20 protein-coding genes and 6 tRNA genes are annotated in these 19,510 nt (G+C 72.0%); 9 read left to right on the top strand and 17 right to left on the bottom strand.

Features of this window, described 5'->3' with window-relative positions; all coding sequences use genetic code 11:
• Positions 1-11: 11 nt before the first annotated feature.
• The 7 genes from FHX78_RS28955 to FHX78_RS28925 form a co-directional block, all read right to left on the bottom strand.
• The gene (locus FHX78_RS28955) at positions 12-2,747 is read right to left on the bottom strand and encodes an exo-rhamnogalacturonan lyase family protein (RefSeq protein WP_145870336.1); all 2,736 of its coding nucleotides are present in this window, start codon (positions 2,745-2,747) and stop codon (positions 12-14) included.
• 108 nt (positions 2,748-2,855) lie between these two features.
• Positions 2,856-3,434: a hypothetical protein gene (locus tag FHX78_RS28950; protein WP_145870335.1), complete on the bottom strand. Its 579-nt coding sequence runs from the start codon at positions 3,432-3,434 to the stop codon at positions 2,856-2,858.
• A 10-nt stretch (positions 3,435-3,444) separates the two neighbouring features.
• Entirely contained in the window at positions 3,445-4,335 is an 891-nt protein-coding gene (locus FHX78_RS28945) for a carbohydrate ABC transporter permease (protein ID WP_145870334.1), read from the bottom strand.
• Positions 4,332-5,333 carry a carbohydrate ABC transporter permease gene (locus FHX78_RS28940; RefSeq protein ID WP_167531880.1) on the bottom strand — a complete coding sequence of 334 codons (1,002 nt, stop codon included), beginning with the start codon at positions 5,331-5,333 and terminating at the stop codon, positions 4,332-4,334. Before FHX78_RS28940 ends, FHX78_RS28945 begins: the two co-directional genes overlap by 4 nt.
• Positions 5,333-6,634 carry an ABC transporter substrate-binding protein gene (locus tag FHX78_RS28935; protein ID WP_145870332.1) on the bottom strand — a complete coding sequence of 434 codons (1,302 nt, stop codon included), beginning with the start codon at positions 6,632-6,634 and terminating at the stop codon, positions 5,333-5,335. Before FHX78_RS28935 ends, FHX78_RS28940 begins: the two co-directional genes overlap by 1 nt.
• 379 nt (positions 6,635-7,013) lie before the next feature.
• A tRNA-Val gene (locus FHX78_RS28930) sits at positions 7,014-7,085 on the bottom strand.
• Between the two features lie 78 nt (positions 7,086-7,163).
• Positions 7,164-7,622, bottom strand: coding sequence for a TIGR02611 family protein (locus FHX78_RS28925; RefSeq protein ID WP_145870331.1), 459 nt, complete (start codon positions 7,620-7,622; stop codon positions 7,164-7,166).
• Positions 7,623-7,813: 191 nt separating this feature from the next.
• Here FHX78_RS28925 and FHX78_RS28920 point away from each other — a divergent pair, with 191 nt between their 5' ends.
• Together FHX78_RS28920 and FHX78_RS28915 are read left to right on the top strand one after the other, a co-directional pair.
• Positions 7,814-8,227, top strand: coding sequence for an SsgA family sporulation/cell division regulator (locus FHX78_RS28920; RefSeq protein WP_004002642.1), 414 nt, complete (start codon positions 7,814-7,816; stop codon positions 8,225-8,227).
• A gap of 854 nt (positions 8,228-9,081) precedes the next feature.
• Positions 9,082-9,642 carry a CGNR zinc finger domain-containing protein gene (locus FHX78_RS28915; RefSeq protein ID WP_145870330.1) on the top strand — a complete coding sequence of 187 codons (561 nt, stop codon included), beginning with the start codon at positions 9,082-9,084 and terminating at the stop codon, positions 9,640-9,642.
• A 121-nt stretch (positions 9,643-9,763) separates the two neighbouring features.
• Here the strand turns inward: FHX78_RS28915 and FHX78_RS36930 are convergent, their stop codons facing one another.
• Positions 9,764-9,916: a hypothetical protein gene (locus FHX78_RS36930; protein WP_166461450.1), complete on the bottom strand. Its 153-nt coding sequence runs from the start codon at positions 9,914-9,916 to the stop codon at positions 9,764-9,766.
• A gap of 175 nt (positions 9,917-10,091) precedes the next feature.
• On the bottom strand, positions 10,092-10,529 hold the full coding sequence (locus FHX78_RS28910) for a hypothetical protein (RefSeq protein ID WP_145870329.1): 438 nt from the start codon (positions 10,527-10,529) through the stop codon (positions 10,092-10,094).
• 242 nt (positions 10,530-10,771) lie between these two features.
• On the opposite strand from FHX78_RS28910, the gene FHX78_RS28905 reads away from it, so the two are divergent.
• Positions 10,772-11,299, top strand: a complete 528-nt coding sequence (locus tag FHX78_RS28905; protein ID WP_167531879.1) for a DsbA family protein — start codon at positions 10,772-10,774, stop codon at positions 11,297-11,299.
• A 42-nt stretch (positions 11,300-11,341) separates the two neighbouring features.
• Here the strand turns inward: FHX78_RS28905 and FHX78_RS28900 are convergent, their stop codons facing one another.
• Genes FHX78_RS28900 through FHX78_RS28890 form a run of 3 tightly spaced genes read right to left on the bottom strand, consistent with a single transcriptional unit; the run spans position 11,342 to position 14,083 of the window.
• Positions 11,342-12,166, bottom strand: a complete 825-nt coding sequence (locus FHX78_RS28900; RefSeq protein WP_145870327.1) for a GNAT family N-acetyltransferase — start codon at positions 12,164-12,166, stop codon at positions 11,342-11,344.
• Positions 12,167-12,218: 52 nt separating this feature from the next.
• Positions 12,219-13,040: an aminotransferase class IV gene (locus FHX78_RS28895; protein ID WP_145870326.1), complete on the bottom strand. Its 822-nt coding sequence runs from the start codon at positions 13,038-13,040 to the stop codon at positions 12,219-12,221.
• Positions 13,037-14,083 (bottom strand): chorismate-binding protein, encoded by a 1,047-nt coding sequence (locus tag FHX78_RS28890; RefSeq protein WP_145870325.1) that lies wholly within the window; start codon positions 14,081-14,083, stop codon positions 13,037-13,039. Before FHX78_RS28890 ends, FHX78_RS28895 begins: the two co-directional genes overlap by 4 nt.
• 177 nt (positions 14,084-14,260) lie before the next feature.
• Here FHX78_RS28890 and FHX78_RS28885 point away from each other — a divergent pair.
• The 5 genes from FHX78_RS28885 (at position 14,261) to FHX78_RS28865 (ending at position 14,751) form a co-directional block, all read left to right on the top strand.
• Positions 14,261-14,333: transfer RNA gene (locus FHX78_RS28885), tRNA-Gly, on the top strand.
• Between the two features lie 36 nt (positions 14,334-14,369).
• Positions 14,370-14,443: transfer RNA gene (locus FHX78_RS28880), tRNA-Cys, on the top strand.
• 1 nt (position 14,444) lies between these two features.
• Positions 14,445-14,516: transfer RNA gene (locus FHX78_RS28875), tRNA-Val, on the top strand.
• Positions 14,517-14,564: 48 nt separating this feature from the next.
• Positions 14,565-14,636, top strand: a tRNA-Val gene (locus FHX78_RS28870).
• Between the two features lie 43 nt (positions 14,637-14,679).
• Positions 14,680-14,751: transfer RNA gene (locus tag FHX78_RS28865), tRNA-Val, on the top strand.
• Between the two features lie 79 nt (positions 14,752-14,830).
• Here the strand turns inward: FHX78_RS28865 and FHX78_RS28860 are convergent.
• From FHX78_RS28860 to FHX78_RS28845, 4 genes are all read right to left on the bottom strand, one after another.
• Positions 14,831-15,121 (bottom strand): TFIIB-type zinc ribbon-containing protein, encoded by a 291-nt coding sequence (locus FHX78_RS28860; protein WP_145870324.1) that lies wholly within the window; start codon positions 15,119-15,121, stop codon positions 14,831-14,833.
• Positions 15,122-15,201: 80 nt separating this feature from the next.
• Entirely contained in the window at positions 15,202-16,143 is a 942-nt protein-coding gene (locus FHX78_RS28855; protein ID WP_145870323.1) for an aminoglycoside phosphotransferase family protein, read from the bottom strand.
• Positions 16,144-16,407: 264 nt separating this feature from the next.
• The gene (locus FHX78_RS28850) at positions 16,408-16,587 is read right to left on the bottom strand and encodes a hypothetical protein (RefSeq protein WP_145870322.1); all 180 of its coding nucleotides are present in this window, start codon (positions 16,585-16,587) and stop codon (positions 16,408-16,410) included.
• A gap of 197 nt (positions 16,588-16,784) precedes the next feature.
• On the bottom strand, positions 16,785-17,060 hold the full coding sequence (locus FHX78_RS28845) for a hypothetical protein (RefSeq protein WP_145870321.1): 276 nt from the start codon (positions 17,058-17,060) through the stop codon (positions 16,785-16,787).
• 195 nt (positions 17,061-17,255) lie between these two features.
• On the opposite strand from FHX78_RS28845, the gene FHX78_RS28840 reads away from it, so the two are divergent.
• Positions 17,256-18,680, top strand: coding sequence for a serine/threonine-protein kinase (locus FHX78_RS28840; protein ID WP_145870320.1), 1,425 nt, complete (start codon positions 17,256-17,258; stop codon positions 18,678-18,680).
• A gap of 10 nt (positions 18,681-18,690) precedes the next feature.
• Here the strand turns inward: FHX78_RS28840 and FHX78_RS28835 are convergent, their stop codons facing one another.
• Positions 18,691-19,509 carry a TrmH family RNA methyltransferase gene (locus FHX78_RS28835; protein ID WP_145870319.1) on the bottom strand — a complete coding sequence of 273 codons (819 nt, stop codon included), beginning with the start codon at positions 19,507-19,509 and terminating at the stop codon, positions 18,691-18,693.
• Between the last annotated feature and the right edge of the window lies 1 nt (position 19,510).

The raw sequence follows: 19,510 nt of genomic DNA, 5'->3' as shown, positions 1-19,510 counted from the left end.
GGGATGTGCCGTCACGGCATCCGGTCCCCCAGCAGCGCCAGGTTCTCGATGGCGGCGAGGCCGTAGAGGGCGGTGTCGTTGGTGGAGACCCAGGTGGCCTCGGTGCCCGCGACCAGGGCGGTCGGTCCGCTCACCTTCTCGGTCTTCCAGGGCGCGGATTCCTTGTACCCGTCGGAGTTGTAGAACTTCTCCCAGGCCCGCGCGGCCAGCTTCGCGTCGCCGGTCCGCACGGCGGCGTAGGCGTCGAGGCGGGAGTGGCCCTGGAAGAGGATCAGGCTGCCGAAGTTGCTGCCGTAGCGTGCCGCCTGTTCGGCCTTGGTGGCGTTGAAGTAGCGGCAGTAGTCGTAGTACGCCTCCGCGAACTCCGGCATGTCGACCAGGTCGATGAGTTCGGCGCACAGTTCGTTGAGGCCGAAGACGGCCGACAGGTGGGAGACCTCGACCTTCGGTGTCTCGGCGACGGCGAACTTCCCGGTGTCGAGGTCGTACAGTCCGCTGCCCTGGACGAAGCCGTTGGGCTGGGCGGCGATGGTCTCCATGGTGGACAGGACGCGGGCCCTGGCCTTCTCCCACTTCGGGCCCTTGCGTTCCCACTCGGTGAGCCAGGCGGAGACCAGTCCGCTCCAGTCGGTGCCGAAGCCGACCGACAGGGCGTTGCGGTCGGGGGTGTAGGGCTCGGTGCGGATCTTGCGCAGCGGGTCGAGGGCGAGGAAGGTCTCGTCGGAGTCGACGCATGCGTGCATGAGGTCGCCGACGCGTTCGTCGGCGGTGAGGAAGTAGTAGTAGCGCCGGTAGGTGGTGTTGGCGATGCGCTGCTGCTTGGCGCTGTCGGCGAAGTGCTGGACGCCGTGGCGGGTGCCGAGGCCGGCCCACTTGCCGAGGTGGTAGACGTCGACCTCGCCGGTGTGGCGGGTCATCGCCTCGGCGAAGCGGAAGATGTCGGCGCGGCCGGAGCGCAGGTAGGCGTACCAGAGCCACAGGTCGGGCGAGAGTTCGGAGTTGTCCCAGGCGTAGCCGCCGACGTCGTAGCGCCACTGGTGCCGGACGGTGTCGTAGGTGTGCATGATGTCGCCGTAGTCCCAGAAGCCGTACCAGCGGCGCTGCTCCACCTGGTCCTTGTAGTAGGTGAAGAGGAAGTCGAGGTGGTCCTCGATCCTCGCCTTGGCCGGGGTGGAGCGGTCCGGTTCGGAGTAGAGGCCCTTGCCGAAGACACCCGCCCCGATGAGCTGCTTGGGCGGGGCGGCGAGCTGCGGGAGGACGCGGACGGCCTCGACCTGTTCGGCGAGCCTCTCGGCGCTCGGGGTGGAGTCGTTGGCCCAGAAGAGGAGTTCGGAGGTGCGGGCGATGCCGTAGGGGGTGCCGAACCCGGGCTCGTAGTCCTCGTAGGTGATGTTGAGGCCCTCGATCTGTTCGGGGAAGGTGTCCTGGCCCATGCCGTCGTGGTAGAAGCGCAGGTCCATGGGCTGGGCCTCGGGCGACCAGAGCCAGAGGGTGACCTCGGCCTCGTCGGTGTGGGCGTCGCGGATGTCGAGCTGGGCGGGGTGCTTCTCCCAGAAGTCGCGCAGGCCGAAGGAGAGGCCGCCGCTGACCCCGCCGACGTAGCCGAAGCCGGAGGCGCGCCGGCCGCCGCCCGCGGCGATCCAGCCGTGGCCCTTCTTGGTGCGCTTGCGCAGGGTGAAGCCGTCGGCGGAGAGCTGGGAGAGGGTGTGGTCGCCCCACTCGGGGATGTACTGCAGGCGGGTCGTGACCCGCTGGTCCCAGGTGGAGGGGTCGGGGAGCCTCTTCCCCTCGAACTGGGCCTGCTGCACGGCGATCCCGGGGTCGCGGCGCAGTCCGGTGATGCCCTTGACGGCCTCGCGGAGCAGACCGGTGCCCTCGCCGCCGATGCGGATGTGCCGGTCGTAGGACTCGTCGCGCATCGGGACGGAGAAGCGGACGCCGATGCCGCGGACGAAGTCGCCGCTCGCCCTGCCGGGTTCCTGCGTCCCGTCGAAGGTGATGGTGTGCACCATGCGGAAGGAGTCGGCGCCCGCGTAGAAGTAGAGGCGGACGGAGAACGGCAGCCAGCCGCGGCTGCCCCTGCGGTGCTTGCCGTCGACGCGGACGACGGCGCGGACCGGGCCCTCCTGCTCGACGGTGACGTCGGAGACGGCGCCGTCGAAGCGTTCGGTGCGGACGGTGGTCTGGTCGCCGTCCTCGGCCTCGGGCTGGCGCAGGACGACCAGGCGTCCGTTGCGGGCGATCTCGGTGGAGCCGCGCACGACCGACTTGACGAGGGTGGTGCCGGAGGTGCCGATCCGGGCCGTGATGACGCCGGTCGAGACGTCGATGGTGCCGCCGCGCCGGTCGACGGTGACCTGCTTCTCCGGCGCGGCCGGCGCCCCCGCGGTCAGGGTGAGGCTGCCGGTGCCCGAGGCCACCGCGTGGGCGGTCCACTTGAGGGAGCCGTCGGGCCAGTAGGCGAGGGGCCAGGACTGGACGGGGACGGGCCGTCCGTCGGTGTCGGTCAGCGCGAAGGTCTGGTCCTCCTGGTGGGCTCCCCTGGGCCAGGGCACACCGACGGTGGAGCCGGGGGCCGCGCCGAGGCCGCCGTCCTCCAGCCAGTCCAGGGTCACCAGGTCCGCGCCGGCGGCTTCGGCCCGGGGTGCGGCGGAGGCGTTCTGCGTTCCCAGGGCCCAGCTGAACTGGGCGGCGGCGCCGGCCACGGCGGCCGCCTTGAGCAGGGATCTGCGGGGGATGGGGGACATGGCCTTTCCTTTCCGAGCGACGAGCAGGGGTGTCAAGGGCATGACAGGGCATGACGGACAGAGGTGCGGCGCCGGAGCGCCGACCTCGCGACGAGGGGGCACCGCCCGTCAGCGGTGCCGGTGGCGTTCCTCCACGGCGACGGCCGCGGCCACGACGGCCCCGAGGACGGGGACCGCCAGCGGCGCGCTGAACCAGGCGGAGCAGACCACCACGGCCAGTCCGCCGACGATCAGGAAGGACCCGGCCGGGTCCCGTACGGTGTGCCGGCCGGCCCGTGCGAGCAGCGGCCGCCAGGACGTGCCGGGCCGCCAGAGCGCCGCCGCCCGGAACAGCGCGGCCGCCGCTCCGACGAGGGCGAACACGCCGACGGCTCCCACGAACGCGCCGCCGGGCAGCCCGGCCCGTACGGCCCGCAGGTCGAACCAGACGGCGGCGACGGCCGCCCAGCCGGCGAGCCCGACGATCCAGCCCCCGCGCACCGCCGAGCGGAAGTCCGCGGCGAACTCCCGCCATCCTCCGGGCTCGTGGGCCAGGTGCCGGCCGAGGTGCCGGGCGCCGGCCGCGAGCGCGGCGGGGTAGGTGACCAGCGGCAGCGCGGCCACCGCGACCCAGACGCCGGTGAGCAGGCACTCGGCGAAGAGGGCGAACCGCCCCCAGAACCTCGACTCGGTGCGCGCCAGGGACATCACCGCTCACTCAGCCCTTCAGTCCGGAGGTCGCCATGCCGTCGATCAGATAGCGCTGGAAGGCCAGGAAGAAGGCCAGCACGGGCAGCAGCGCGACCAGCGACATGGCGATCATGCCGCCGTAGTTGGCGAGCCCTTCCTGGTCGACGAACATCTTCAGACCGAGGGAGACCGTGTACTTGCTGGGCTCGTTCAGGTAGATCAGCGGGCCCATGAAGTCGTTCCAGGCGTTGATGAAGGTGAAGATGGCGCTGGTGATCAGGGCCGGCCGGCACAGCGGCAGGACGATGGACCAGTAGATGCGCAGGTGCCCGCAGCCGTCGAGGCGGGCCGCCTCGTCGAGTTCCCTGGGCAGGTTGCGCATGAACTGCACCATCAGGAAGACGAAGAACGCCTCCGTGGCCAGGTACTTGCCCAGCAGCAGCGGGGTGTAGGTGTTGATCATCTCCATGTTGCGGAACAGCACGTACTGCGGGATCAGCAGGACGTGGTAGGGCAGCAGCAGGGTGCCGATCATCAGCGTGAACAGCAGATTGCGCCCGGCGAACCTGATCTTGGCGAAGGCGTACGCGGTCAGCGAGCAGGAGATCAGGATGCCGACCACGGAACCGACCGCGAGCAGCAGTGAGTTGACGAAGAACGTCGAGATGGAGATGTCCGCGATGCCGTCGGTGAGGCTCGTGTAGTTGGCGATGATCGGGTCGGCCGGGAAGAGGTCCAGGCTGCCGATGATGTCCTCGCTCCTCTTGAACGAGCCGCCGACCACCCAGATCACGGGGTAGAGGATCACCGCGAGGACCGCCAGCGACCCGAGGTGCCAGGCGAGCGAGCCCGGCAGCCTGCGCCGCAGGGCCCCCTTCGCGGACGGGGCCGGCCTGACGTCGGTGGCCTGCGCGCTCATCGGCCGCCCTCCTCGTAGTGCACCCAGCGCTTCTGGGACCAGAACAGCACCGCCGTGACCAGGGCGACCGCGACCAGCAGCATCCACGCCATGGCGGAGGCCAGGCCCATCCGGCTGTTCTCGAAGCCCTGGACATACAGATAACAGGTGTAGACCATCGAACCGTCGGCCGGACCGCAGGCGTTGCCCCCGGCGCCGCCGCCGACGATGTAGGCCGAGCTGAAGATCTGGAACGAGTGGATCGTCTCCAGCAGGACGTTGAAGAACAGCACCGGCGAGATCATCGGCAGGGTGATGCTCCAGAACTGCCGGAACCTGCCCGCCCCGTCGACGTCCGCCGCCTCGTACAGTTCGCGCGGCACCTGCTTGAGGCCGGCCAGGAAGATCACCATCGGGGCGCCGAACTGCCAGACGGTCAGCGCCACCAGGCTGTAGATGATCAGGTCCGGGTCACCGGTCCAGCCGCCGACATCCACGCCGAAGAGCTTCTGCGTACGGTCGACGACCGCGTCGTCCGAGAAGATCGCCTTCCACACGATGGCGACGGAGACGCTCGCGCCGATCAGCGAGGGCGCGTAGAAGGCCGCCCGGTAGAAGGCCTGTCCGCGCCGTTTCTGCGCCAGCAGCAGGGCCACGCCGAGGGCGGCGGCCAGCTTGATGGGCGTGCCGACGACGACGTACCAGAGCGTGACCTGCACCGAGTGGCGCCAGCGCGGATCGGAGAACATCTCGGAGAAGTTGTCCAGGCCGATCCACCGGGGCGCGTCGAACAGGTTGTAGTCGGTGAAGGCGAAGTAGAGCGAGGCGACCATCGGCCCCGCCGTCAGCAGCAGGAATCCGGCGATCCAGGGGGACATGAAGAGGTAGCCGGCCAGGTTCTCCCGGCGGCCCCGCCGCTTGAGGGCGGCGGGGCGCGGGGACTTCACCGGACCGTGCCGCGGCTCGGGGTCCGTCGTCGGGACCTCCGTCGCAGGGGCGTGTGTCACGGCGCTTCCCATCAGCCGGCGAGAGCCGTCTTCGACTCGGTGAAGAACTGCTCGACGGCCTCGCTCACGGACCGCTTGCCGAGGGCCATCTCCTCGGCGATGCGCAGGAAGGCGGCCTCGCAGATGTCGGCGCCGTTCGGGTGCGGGGTGATGGTCTCCAGCACGCCCGCCTCGACGAGGGACTCCTCGTAGGCGGCGATCGCCTGGTTGACCGGGTCGGTCGGCTGGTACGCCTGGTACTGGGCCTCGGTCGCGGGCACGCCGCGGTCGTAGCCCATGATCTTGGCGACCTCGGGGTCGTGCACCATGAAGTCGATGAACTGGGCGACCTCCTTGGGGTGCTGGGTGCGCTTGGAGGCGCTCAGCATCAGGGAGCCGAGGTACTGGCCGGTCTTCTTGCCGTCCGTGGTGGGAATGGGGGCGAGTCCGTACTCGCTCTTGCCCTCGGAGGTGTAGCGGACGGTGAAGTTGTCCCAGGTGAACTCGCTGCCCGCGAGTTCCGCGGAGAGGGCAGACTTGGGCTTGACCTGGACGACCTTCTTGGCGTCGGCGTACAGGCCTGTCTTCACGCCCTTCTCCGCCTTGGTCCACCACTCGGTCAGATCCGCTTCGGTGAAACCGAGTCCGTCCTCGGTGAAGAACGCCTTGCCGTTCTGGCGCAGGTACAGGTCGTAGAGGTACATGACGCCGTACATGCCGCTGTCCCCGGCCCGGCCCGCCCGGTCGCGGATCCTCACCATCGCCGCGTCGAAGTCGTCCCAGGTCCAGCCCTGTTCGGGGGTGACGCCGGCCTTGGTGTAGACGGGTTTGTCGATGACGAGGGCCAGCGAGTTGGAGCCGACCGGCACACCGAGGAGTTTGCCGTCGACCTCGCCGAACTTCTCCAGGCCCGCCCGGAAGCCGCCCATGGAGAGATTGCCCGCCTTCACCTGCTCACCGAGATCGAGCAGCACATTCTTCGCGTCGTATTTGCGGAGAAAACCGATGGCATTCTGGAAGACGTCCGGCGGATTCCCGCCGGAGGCCTGGGTGTTGAACTTCTTCCAGAAGTCGGTGTACTGCTGGAAGTCGGTCTTCACCTTGATCTTCGGGTACTTCTTCTCGAAGAGCGCGATGGTCTTGTTGATGCGCTCGGCCCGGTCCTCGGCACCCCACCAGGAGTAACGGATCGTCACCGTCCCGTCCCCCGAGCCGCTGCCGCCACCGCAGGCGGTGGCCGTCGCACCCAGCCCCGCGACGGCCAGCGAGGCCCCCGCCGCTTTGAGGATCGTCCGCCTACCGGTACGCCCCTCCGCGTCCCTGCCCTGCTGCATTCGAGCCTCCCGCGACGTTCGCTTTCCGCCCCATGAATCGTTTCAAGTAAGCGCTTGCTGCCACAAGTTACGGAGGGCCTACGGGCACGTCAATGATTCGGACAGGAATTCATGGCCGCCTCGTCCCGGCGGAAGCGGCGACCGCGTCGGCCGCCGCCCTGACCTCGGGCGGAAATGCGCAGGTCGGCGCCCCGCGGCCGACCCATCGAACACCGGCGGGCCGGCCGGGGCGGACGGCGGGGAAGGTTACGGTTGGATGAAGGCGGCCGGAAGCGGAACGGCCCGGCCACCGCCTGGCCTCGCCCCGGACGAGCACGGGGCGCACACGACGAGACGGCCCGGCTCACGAATCGTGAGCCGGGCCGTCATCTTGATCCGGTGGGCGATACTGGGTTCGAACCAGTGACCTCTTCGGTGTGAACGAAGCGCTCTCCCACTGAGCTAATCGCCCGGACGCAGGAAGAACATTACCCCATGTCAGCGGGTGCCCGTGACCAGCGGGGGCGGGAGGACCCACCCCCGCCGCGGGTCACTGGTCCTTGATCTTCCAGGGCATCACGAGACCGAACTTCCACAGGTAGATCCCCGCCAGCACGGCCACGATCACCACACCGATCGAGGTCAGGATGATGTTCCGGCGCCGCACCTTGGGATCCAGGGCGCGCTGCGCCGCCTCGGTGACCTTGCGCTTGGTCCAGCGCAGCACCAGCTGGGCCCAGACGAACTCGGTCGCCCAGATCGCCATGCCGCCGAAGATCACCACCCACCCCGGACCGGGCAACGGCAGCATGATGATGCCGGTCACCACGACCGCGAGGCCGACGATGAAGACGCCGACCTGCCAGCTCAGGTGCAGTGCACGCCGTGCCTTGATGAATTCCGGCGCCCTCGAGCCGAGCCCCCGCTCGTCCCGGCTCTCGCTCTCGTCACGCGTCGCCCCGTGGGCCGCCACGGCGGCCTCGCCGGGTTTGCTACTCCCCGTGTTCATACAGCCAAACACTACCCGAGCGAATCACATCACCGGAATGGACGCAGGCCGCGAACGATCTCTCGGCCGGAAGAGTTACGTAAACACACGCAAAACACTCAGAGGGGTTTACAACGGCACCGTAGGTGGCATGTCGATTTCGCCGACGTGCGAATCCCCGAGCGCACACTGAGCGAAAGGCCCTGGCGCTTATGAACACCACGGTCAGCTGCGAGCTGCACCTGCGCCTCGTTGTGTCGAGCGAGTCCTCCCTGCCTGTCCCCGCAGGCCTGCGGTACGACACGGCCGACCCCTACGCCGTGCACGCCACCTTCCACACCGGAGCCGAGGAAACCGTCGAGTGGGTGTTCGCCCGCGACCTCCTCGCCGAGGGACTTCACCGCCCCACGGGCACCGGCGACGTCCGCGTCTGGCCGTCGCGCAGCCACGGTCAGGGCGTCGTCTGCATCGCCCTGAGCTCGCCGGAGGGAGAGGCGCTGCTCGAGGCCCCGGCACGCGCTCTGGAGTCCTTCCTGAAGCGCACCGACGCCGCCGTGCCGCCCGGCACGGAACACCGGCACTTCGATCTCGATCAGGAGCTCTCGCACATCCTGGCGGAAAGCTAGGCGGGAGCCTCAGGACAGCCCGGCGCCGTCGACTCGGGGTGACGGCTCGGGCCTGCACCACCGCATACGGGCATCCGTATACGGCTCACACGCACCGGCGCCGACGCCGCGGGACTCCGCGGGGAGGCGCCGTTGTGCGCCGCGCGGCGCCGCGCGGACGGCTCAGGGGCGCCCCGGACGCTTGTCCGGGGCGCCCCTGAGCCGTGCGTCGCGGGTGCTGGGGGGGCCGGGAGCGGTGCGGCCGGGGTTTTCCGGGCGTGCGCCCGGGGTGCTGCATCAGGCCGTGCGGCCGGGGCGTTCTGGGTCGTACGCCGGGGGGCGGCGACGCGAGCCGCGTGCGGCGGGGCGGTAGGGGCCGTGCGTCGGGGTGCTGCGGGCCGAGCGGCCGAGGCGTTCCGGGTCTTGCGTCGGGGGGCGCCCGGGTCGTGTCGGGACACTCTGGGCCGTGCGCCCGGGGTGCTGCGGGGGGCGTGTCAAAGTGCACTCCGGGGAGGGCGTAGGGGGCGTTCCGGGCCGTGCGTCGGGGGATGCGGGCCGTGCGTCGGGCCGGGTCGGCCTGTGCGTCGGGGCGGGTCGGCCGGTGTGTCGGGCCGGGTCGGCCTGTGCGTCGGGGCGGGTCGGCCGGTGTGTCGGGCCGGGTCGGCCTGTGCGTCGGGGCGGGTCGGCCGGCGTGTCGGGGTGGGCCGGCCGGTGTGTACGGGGTGGTTCGGTCGGTGGGCGGGAACGGCGGCGGGGGTTCCGGCGTTGGATTCGAAGCCATGTGCGGAGCGGGGAGGTGCGGTGCACGCCGGAGCCACTACCATCGGCCAGCATCGGCGGGCGCCCGCCCGACCCCCCAGGCCAGGGAGCTAATCGTGCTGATCACCCACGACACCCGGTGCGCACTCGACACCGTGGTGGATCTGGTGAACACCGCACCGGAGGAGGACACGGCTCCGGACGGACTGCCGGACGTCGCGGCTCTTGAGGTGTTCGTGCAGCAGCACCAGGTCAGCGAGGTGGGGGTGCTCACGGAGTTCGACCTGGCCGCGGTCCGCAAGATCCGCTCCCGGTTCTCGGCGGTCTTCGCCGCCGCCGACGCCCGCGCCGCCGCCGGGCTGATCAACGAGCTGATCGCGGCCGCGGGGACCACTCCCCGGCTCACCGACCACGACGGCTACGACTGGCATGTGCACTACTTCGCGCCCGGCGCCTCCGTGGCCGACCACCTGGCCGCCGACTGCGGGATGGCGCTGGCGTTCTTCGTGGTCGCCGGGGAGCAGGAGCGGCTGCGGCGCTGCGAGGCCCCGGACTGCCGGCACGCCTTCGTCGATCTCTCCCGCAACCGCTCGCGCCGGTACTGCGACAGCCGTACCTGCGGCAACCGCCTGCATGTCGCCGCCTACCGGGCGCGGCGCAAGGAGGCGGCGGGCTGACCGGGCGGGCTCCGCCAGGCCGGGCGCGGTCGAACCGGGTGCCGTCCGGGCGGGACGGTGGGGCTTTCGATGCCGTGCCGACGCGGTCCCGACGGGTGACGCCGGGTACCGCGGGTACGGCTCACAGCCACAGCAGGTCGTGCAGGGCAGCCGTGAGCAGCAGACACCCGATCACCGCAAGGAAGATCATCAGCGGTGGCTGGGAAAGGGCGAAGAGGCATCCGCGCGGCTCGTCCTGCGGCGGCGCGGCATCGCTCTGTGTCGTGTCCAGCATCTCGCCGCGATGATGACGCATCCGGAGCGCCCGACGCGATCAACACTCACGGAAAGCATGCGAGTTCGCCGAATCCGCGATCTCCGGTACGGGTTGTGATCACTTCCTGGCGCTCCGGGGACACCCTGTGACGTTTCCGCTGGTCCCCGCCCGGTTCACCCGCGGTGAGGCACGGTCATATGCCGTGCTTCTTGAGGATGGCCTCGATGTCGCTGAAGTCGTCCTCGCCCCGGGAGGCGGGCGCCGGCCGGGCGGCCGGGCGGGTGCCCCGGTCCAGGGAGGGCGCCGAAGCCCGGGGGGCCACCGCTTCGGGGGCCGCCGCCGCCCGGGCCGCCTTGCGCTCCTTGCGGGTGCCGCCGCGCCGGCGCTCCACCGCGCGCGTCGTGGCGAACAGCACCCAGGACAGGCCCAGCAGTCCGAAGCCCGCCCAGGCCGTCGGGCTGAAGGCGGTGTCGGCGAGCCAGTCCACGACGCCGGTCATCACCAGGGCGACGGGAACGAGCGAGTAGGCGGCGATGCGGGCCGCCGCGAGGAAACGCTTGCGGTAGGCCGTGATGACGGCGATGCCCAGGCCTGCCGCGGACACGGCGGCGCAGACTGTCTCGGCAATCATCCGGTCCTCCAAAGGCAGGGTGCGGTCGCGGCGGGGTGCCCCGTCCTTTCCATCCTGCACCTGGCGGACCCCGCGGGGCCATGCCGCGGGGTGGACATCAGGGACATCTCCGGGTCGGGATCATCCGTGGGTCCCCCGTGCCACGGACCCCGTGACCGGCCGCCTCGGTCGGCGCACGGGCCGGTGAGGCCGAGCGCGAGGTCGGATTGGGTGGTCCGGGGCCCGGCTGGGAGACTGGGGGCATGAGCGACTCCTCCCCCGCCCGTCCCGCCGCGCCCGTCCTCGACGTCTGGTGCGAGCTGCAGTGTCCGGACTGCCGCAGTGCCCTCGACGACCTCCGCGCCCTGCGCGCCCGCTACGGCGACCGGCTGGACCTGCGGCTGCGGCACTTCCCCCTGGAGAAGCACAAGCACTCCTTCGCCGCCGCCCAGGCCGCCGAGGAGGCGCTGGAGCAGGGGAGCGGATGGCCGTACGTCGAGGCGGTGCTGGCGCGGGTCGAGGAGCTGGACCGCCGGGGCGAGGCCTTCCTGGTCGAGGTCGCGGCCGAACTCGGTCTGGACGCGGAGGAGTTCGACACCGCCCTGATCGACGGACGGCACATCCTGATCGTGGACGCCGACCAGGCGGAGGGCAAGGCGATCGGCGTGACCGGCACCCCGACGTACGTCATCGGCGGTGAGCGGCTGGACGGGGGCAAGAGCCAGGAGGGCCTGCGCGAGCGCGTCGAGGAGATCGCCGACCGGCTGCTGGCGGCCGGGCAGGACGGCTGATCCCAGGGCGCCCGGGGGCCGCTCCCGGCGCCCGCGCGGCTGCTACACCAGCGGCTTGTAGAGGGTGTAGCGCGTCGTGTCGTAGCCGAGGGAGTCGTAGAGGCGCTCGGCCGGTGTGTTGCCGGCGAACACGTTGAGGCCGAGGACGCGCTTGCCCGCGGCGATCGACTGGGCCTCGGCGAGCAGCATGAGCGTGCGTCCGTGGCCGCGCCCGCGGTGGGCGGCGTCGGCCTCCACGTCGAAGACGTAGGCGCCCTCCCCGCGCATCGCCAGCCACAGGGTGCCGACCGCCGTCCCCTCGTGTTCGAGGACGGTGAAGAGCATGCCCTCGGTGGCGCGGCCGTCGGGCAGCAGCTCGGTGTCGTCCGTCGCCGCCTTGGCGCGCGCCTCCGCCTCCGGCACTCCGCGCGCGACCCAGGTGCGCACGTACTCCTCGGTGCCCCTGGCCCGCCAGGGGCCGAACTCCGCGTCCGTCATGGGCCGGGCGGTGCTGCCCGGCGGCAGCGCGGGCGGCGCGGCGGCGAGGGGCTTCTCCATGTTGCGGTTGCGCACGACGTAGCCGAGCGCCGTGGCGAGGCCGAGGGCGGACCCGGCGCCGGCGGGGACCGTCGCCTCGATGCGGCGGCAGCCCCAGCCGCGCGCCACCTCCTCGGCGGCCAGCGCGGCCACCGTGCCCCGGCCGCGCCGGCGGTCCGGTTCCTCGATGGCCAGGCTGATGATCCGGGCCACGGCGTCGCCGAAGACCGGATGGGTGCCGAGGTGTATCCCGCCGACGGGACGGCTGTTCACGCACACCTGGTAGCGGCGCGAGCGGGTCCCGTCGGCGTTCTGCTGAAGCGGCTCGGCCGGCCGCAGGGTGGTGGTCATCACCGGAGTTCTACCCGCTGACGGGCCCTGGCTCAGCCGAATTTCGGCGCGGTCACGGATCGAGGTCGGCCCCGGCACGCTCGTCGAAGATCCGCATGGCCTTGGCGGTCACCGGGCCCGGGGCCCCGGGCAGTTCGCGCTCGTCGACGCGGTGCACGGCCTGTACGTCGCGCAGGGTCGAGGTGAGGAAGACCTCCTCGGCCCGCTCCAGGACGTCCAGCGGCAGGTCGGTCTCCTTGGCGCCGGCCCATTCCACGACGAGGGCGCGGGTGATGCCGGCGAGGCAGCCGGAGGCGAGCGGCGGGGTGTGCAGCTCACCGTCGAGGACGACGAAGACGTTCGACCCGGTGCCCTCGCAGAGCTGTCCGACGGTGTTGCCGAACAGCGCCTCGGAGGCGCCCTGTTCGCGGGCGCGGGCGAGGGCGACCACGTTCTCGGCGTACGAGGTGGTCTTCAGGCCGGTGAGCGCGCCGCGTTCGTTGCGCGTCCAGGGGACGGTGATGACGGCGGTGGAGTCGGGGCGGCGGGTGGTCCCGCCGAGGGCGACCACGAGGGTCGGGCCGTGCTCGCCGCGGTCGGAGCCGAGCGGGCCGTGGCCGCCGGTGTAGGTGAGGCGCAGCCGGCCGAGCGGCATCGGGTTGGCCTCCAGGACGGCGGCGCAGGCGCGGCGGACCTCGTCGAGGTCGGGGTCGGGCAGTCCGAGGCCCCGGGCCGACCGGGTCAGCCGGTCGAGATGCCGGGTGAGCGCGAACGGGCGCCCGTCCACGGCCTTCACCGTCTCGAAGATGCCGTCGCCCACGGTCAGTCCGTGGTCGAAGACGGAGACACGGGCGGACTCGATGTCCTTCAGCCCGCCGTCGAGCCAGATCTTCACCTGTTGGTCCCTTCACTCACCTCGTACGCTCCCGACGCTACCGCGAGCAGTCTGGAGGCCTTCAGCTCGGTCTCCCGCCACTCCCCCTCCGGGTCGGACCCCCAGGTGATCCCGGCGCCGGTGCCGAAGCGCAGCACGGCGCCGCCGTCCGCGTCCCGGTCGATCCAGAAGGTGCGGATGCCCACCGCCAGCTCGGCGGTGCCGCGGTCGGCGTCGACCCAGCCGATGCCGCCGCAGTACGGGCCGCGGGGCGCCGTCTCCAGCGCCTCGATGATCCGCAGCGCGCTCGACTTGGGCGCGCCGGTGACGGAGCCGGGCGGGAAGGCCGCCGCGAGCAGCTCCGGCCACCCGGCGCCGGCCCGCAGCTCGCCCCGTACGGTCGACACCAGGTGGACCAGGCCCGGGTGCTTCTCGACGGCGCACAGGTCGGGGACGGTGACCGTGCCGGTGGCGCAGACGCGGCCGATGTCGTTGCGGACCAGGTCGACGATCATGACGTTCTCGGCGTAGTCCTTCTCCAGGAGGTCCGCCTCGGTGCGTCCGGTGCCCTTGATCGGTCCGGACTCCACGACCCGCCCGTCGCGGCCGAGGAACAGTTCGGGCGAGGCGGTGGCGATCTCCACGCCGTGACCCGGGAGGCGAATCGTTCCTGCATAGGGCGCCGGGTTGCCCCGGGCGAGCAGGGCGGTGAGGGCGTCCACGTCGGCGTCGTCCGGCACCGGCGCGGACAGGACGCGGCAGAGGTTCGCCTGGTAGACCTCGCCGGCGGCTATGTGCGCCCGGATGCGGCCGACGGCAGCCGTGTACGCCGCGCGGTCGAGGGACGACGTCCAGTCACCCACCGCCGGGCCCCTCCAGCCGCCCGGCGCGGGCACCGGCTCCTCGCGTACGTCACGGAAGCGGGCGCAGGTCAAACGGCCCTCGAAGTCCGCGCAGACGGCCCAGAAACCCCGGGAGTCCAGGGCTGCCGGGTCGTCGGTGACGTCGAGGAGGCCGGTGGCGACGCGGTCGCCGAAGCGGGCGAGAGGCGGGAGGTCGGGCACGTCACGAGTCTATGGCGGGGGCATCGCGGGCGACGCGGTCGTGTCCGCCGGGGCGCCGCGAGCGCGCCCGTGAGCAGGGGCACCGCAGCACGCTGCACAAACGGGTTTTTGTACTGGCCCGGGAATCCGCTAGAGTTCAGTTCGTCGCCGGGACGCGCAAGCCGACCGAAACGACAGGCGGACGTAGCTCAGTTGGTAGAGCGCAACCTTGCCAAGGTTGAGGTCGCGAGTTCGAGCCTCGTCGTCCGCTCGTAGGAAGAGGGGCCTCCCGGGCCCCATCACTCCTGGTGGAGTGGCCGAGAGGCGAGGCAACGGCCTGCAAAGCCGTCTACACGGGTTCAAATCCCGTCTCCACCTCCAAGGACGATTAGCTCAGCGGGAGAGCGCTTCCCTGACACGGAAGAGGTCACTGGTTCAATCCCAGTATCGTCCACTGGATCCTCCGTCCCGGATCTACGGATTCCGGATCTTCGGATCCCCCGCGCGATTAGCTCAGCGGGAGAGCGCTTCCCTGACACGGAAGAGGTCACTGGTTCAATCCCAGTATCGCGCACGCAGTGCCCATGATCCGCTCCTCGGAGTGATCGTGGTCCCGAGGACGATTAGCTCAGCGGGAGAGCGCTTCCCTGACACGGAAGAGGTCACTGGTTCAATCCCAGTATCGTCCACACCACACCGGAACCCCCGGCCGCGGACAGCGGCCGGGGGTTCGGTCGTCCTCGGGGTCTTCCCCCGAGGACCAGGCGTTCAGGACGAGAACAGCATGTGCCCGAAGCTCTTGTGCCGGCGGTTACCGTGGTGGCCGCCGTGCGGGGCGGCGCCCCAGGCCGGAGGCTGCGGGGCCGGAGCCGCCGGGTACGCCTGCGGGGCGGCGGGCGGCGCCGGCGGGGCGGGCTGGGCCCACTGGGACTCCAGACGGGTCAGCGACTCCAGCTCGCCGTAGTCGAGGAAGATCCCTCGGCACCCGCTGCACTGCTCGATCTGAACGCCGTTGCGGTTGTAGGTGTGCATCGGCGCACGACACTTGGGACACTGCATGATCGGTTCAACTCCTCGCCGGTCGGCCCTGCTTCACGTTTCGCCAGGACAGACTTCGTCCGGCTCCGGTCGGTTGCACCCTACTTCCCGGACTCGTGGTGCTCCCCCGGCGGGAGGGCCGCCATGCGGGCGCAGGCGTCGACCACGGACTGCTCCACCTCGTCCAGGGGCCGCCGCTCCCCCACGGCCCTGCCGATCATCCGCGCGGCGGTCTGCACGGTGAGGGCACGGGCCGGGACGTCCAGTACGGCCCACGGGTCGGCGCCGGCGGGGACGGCCGGTCCGCCCGCCGCGCGGTAGGCGTCGAGGAAACGCGCCCACTCCTGCGCCGGGAGGAGCCCGCAGGCGAACCAGGCCGCCGGACGCGCCAGGTCCCAGGCGGGCACGCCCACACCCAGGTCGTCCACGTCGATCAGCCGCCAGGAACCGTCGGGGAGACGTACGAGCTGGCCCAGGTGGAGATCGCCGTGGCAGAGGGCGGTGGCGTCGGGCAGGGGCGCCTCGGCCCGCGCCCAGGGGGGCAGGGCGGCCCAGGCCCGCAGTACGGGGACGGCGGCGGGGGTGTCCCCGGCGGCACGCAGGCGGGCGACGGCGAGGGCGGCCTTGGCCGGGCCGCGCATGACGGGGAGTCCGGCGGTGGCGCCGGTGAGCGGGGTGCGGTGCAGCCGGGCGAGCAGGGTGGCGGCCGCTTCCCAGGGGGCGGCGTCGGGGTCGTCCGGGTCCACGGGGGTGCCGTACGGCCAGAAGGTCACGAGGCGGCCGTGCAGGAGGGCGGGCGTCGGGCCGAGCGGGGCGAGGAAGACGTCCGGTCGCCGCGCGGCGGCGGCGAGGCGGAGGGTCAGCTCGGCGGGGTCCGAGTCCGGGGGGTGGGCCTTGGCGACGGTGTCCGCGTGGCGTACGACGGTGGCGTCGGGGCGGTGGGCGAGCGTGCGGGTGGCCGCGCAGGGGCAGGCGGGGGTGCGGGTGTGGGCCATGCGGACGGCGCGGGCGGTGAGTTCGGGCAGGAGGAGGTCCGGGGTCACGTGGCTCCCTGGGTGCGGGTCTGGGGGGAGCGTACGTGGGGGTGTGCGCGGCGCTGATGCCGGTCGGGGGGCGCGTCCCGGCGCCCGGTCCGGGCCGGCCACCGGCGGCACGTGTGGCGTGCCCGGTGTTCGCGGGCACGGCAATGCCGGCGCAGCTCCCCAGCTGCGCCGGCATTTTCTGCCGTCCGCCGCACCCCCGTCCCCACGGGGTTTCATGGGTGGATGTCCCCGCCCGGACCGCTCTTCCGGGCCTGGGGTCGCCGCTCAGCGCCCCAGCATCTCGCCCACGGACGACGCCTGTGTGGCCACCGTCTCCCACCCGTCGAAGACGAGGAGGAGCAGGACCGCCAGGGGAAGGGCCATCAGCGTCGCCACCAGCGGGTGACGACGGCCCTCGCCGTGTTCCCGCGTGCGGATCGCGGTCCGCGGTGCCGTGTGGGCCATGGTCCCTCTCCTGACCGTTTCTGTTGTCCTTGGCAGCGGCGGGCGTCTGACCTCGGGGGACGAGTGCTGCACCCGCCGCTTGACCTCAAATCTAGGGGTCCGGCGCTTTCCGGGCGTCATGCCCTCGTACCGATTGCCGGGCCTCCCGGAGGATGAGCCGTGCCCCACTGCGTACTCCCCTGGGTGGAGACGGGGTCCTACGTCTCAGGGACATCCCGGAAGGGCCGCCCGCTCTGTCCGGCTTTCTCCGAGCTCTCCTCCCGCGGCACCGGCTGTTCCACCAGCGCGAGCACCCGGTTCGCCATGAAGCGGGCCGTGCGCACCACGGCCCCGGTTCGGGTGACTTCGCTCACTTCGACCACCCCCCGGCGCACCGCCGTCTCCACGCGGCGACCGGCCCTGCTCGCCACGACCTCGTACGTGCGCGTCGTGTCCCCCGCGTCCACGACGATCTCCACACGGTCACCCTTCACGCGATCAATCCCCCTTCGGTGTCGGACGGTTGGGATCGGGCACCGCGTGAACCAGGCCTGCTCACGCGCCCCCTGACCACTCTTCAAGTGTCCCACCGGGCACTGACAATCGATCGGTTCGAGAGGGCGCGGCCTCTGCGCACGGGCGGCCGTGGAAACGTAAGCTGTGGCACGTCACAGGACCGGGCAGCGGGGATGAACATGGCGATGATGCGCCTGAGGCGCGAGGACCCGCGCGTCGTCGGCTCTTTCAGGCTCCACCGACGGCTCGGCGCGGGCGGGATGGGCGTGGTCTACCTGGGCTCCGACAAGAAGGGGCAGCGGGTCGCGCTGAAGGTCATCCGGCCGGACCTCGCGGAGGACCAGGAGTTCCGCTCGCGGTTCGCGCGTGAGGTCTCGGCGGCCCGGCGCATCCGCGGTGGCTGTACGGCCCGGCTGGTGGCCGCCGACCTCGACGCCGACCGGCCGTGGTTCGCCACGCAGTACGTGCCCGGACCGTCGCTGCACGACAAGGTCGCCGACGAGGGGCCGCTCGGCGCCGCCGAGGTCGCCGCGGTCGGCGCGGCCCTGTCCGAGGGGCTGGTCGCCGTCCACGAGGCCGGTGTGGTGCACCGGGACCTCAAGCCGTCCAACATCCTGCTGTCCCCGAAGGGGCCGCGGATCATCGACTTCGGCATCGCCTGGGCGACCGGCGCCTCGACGCTCACGCACGTCGGCACGGCGGTCGGCTCGCCCGGGTTCCTCGCCCCGGAGCAGGTGCGCGGCGCCGCGGTCACACCGGCCACGGACGTGTTCTCGCTGGGTGCCACGCTCGCGTACGCGTCGATGGGCGACTCGCCCTTCGGGCACGGCAGTTCCGAGGTGATGCTGTACCGCGTCGTGCACGAGGAGGCGCACCTGCACGGCGTCCCGGACGCGCTGGCCCCGCTGGTCCGCGCCTGTCTGGCGAAGGACCCGGAGGAGCGGCCGAGCACGCTCCAACTGTCGCTGCGGCTCAAGGAGATCGCGGCGCGGGAGGCCCAGGGCCTCGCCGACGTCCGTCCCCCGGCGCCGCGCGGCGCCGAGGCGGAGCGGCCCACCGGCCGCCTCGCGGACACCTACCCGGAGCGCGCGCAGCGCCGGCCGGGAGGCCAGGGGACGCCTCCGCCGCGCGGCGGGCGCGGCCCGGCTTCCCAGGGCGGTGGCCCGTCCTCCGGTCGGAACGGCCGGGGCGTGCCCGCTTCGCGCGGCGGCTCCTCCCGCGACAGTTCCCCGCGCGGTGGTCAGCCCTCCCGGTCCGGGTCCCGGAACACCCCGGCGCCCCGGAACACCCCGGCGTCCCGGAACACGACCCGGTCCGGCACCGGCTCCCGTCGTCCGGGGTCCCGGCCGACCGGGACGGGGCTGCGGCCGGCCAATCCGCGGCTGCTCCGGCAGCGGCTGTTCGTGTTCGTCGTCGTGACGCTGGTGGTCGCCCTGGGCATCGCGCTGGTGCAGGGCTGCCAGGGACCCTCGCGCGGGCTCGGCGGCGACGGCGGCGTACGGCAGGAGCTGGGGACGCCGGACGGCGGGTACCCCTCGCTGGACGAGAGCACGTTCATGGACGAGCGGTACGTCTCGACGATGGAGCGGGACGACTGAGGGCCCGCCCCTACTCCTGGGGACGGCCCGTCGCCACCGCGTAGAAGGCGACCGCCGCCGCGGCGCCCACGTTGAGGGAGTCGACGCCGTGGGACATCGGGATGCGCACCCATGCGTCGGCGGCGGCCAGCGCCCGGGCGGACAGGCCGTCCCCTTCCGCGCCGAGCATCAGGGCCACGCGCTCCATGCGGTGGGGCGCCACCTCGTCGAGGGACCGGGCCGTGTCGTCGGGGGTGAGGGCGAGCAGGGTGAAGCCCGCCTCGCGGACCGGGTCCAGCCCTCCGGGCCAGGAGTCGGCGCGGGCGTACGGCACGGAGAAGACAGCGCCCATGGAGACCTTGACGCTGCGCCGGTAGAGGGGGTCGGCGCAGTCCGGGGAGAGCAGGACGGCGTCCATGCCGAGGGCGGCGGCGGAGCGGAAGATGGCGCCGATGTTGGTGTGGTCGTTGACCGACTCCATGATCACGACGCGGCGGGCGGTGCGGAGCAGCTCGGCCGCCGTGGGCAGCGGTGTGCGCTGCATGGAGGCGAGCGCGCCGCGGTGGACGTGGTAGCCGGTGACCCGTTCGGCCAGCGCGGGCTCCACGACGTACACCGGGGCGGTGGCCCGGTCGATGACGTCCCGCATGATGTCGACCCACTTCGCCGACAGCAGCATGGACCGCATCGCGTAGCCGGCTTCCCCGGCGCGCCTGATGACCTTCTCGCCCTCGGCGATGAACAGGCCCTCGGCGGGCTCGCGCCGGCGGCGCAGTTCGACGTCGGTCAGGCCGGTGTAGTCGTGCAGGCGCGGGTCGTCGGGGTCGTCGAGGGTGATGAGTTCGGCCATG

It is taken from the genome of Streptomyces capillispiralis (assembly GCF_007829875.1).
GTDB lineage: Bacteria > Actinomycetota > Actinomycetes > Streptomycetales > Streptomycetaceae > Streptomyces > Streptomyces capillispiralis.
Note: the sequence above shows the minus strand (reverse complement) of the source record. Positions and strands in the feature narration are given on the sequence as shown.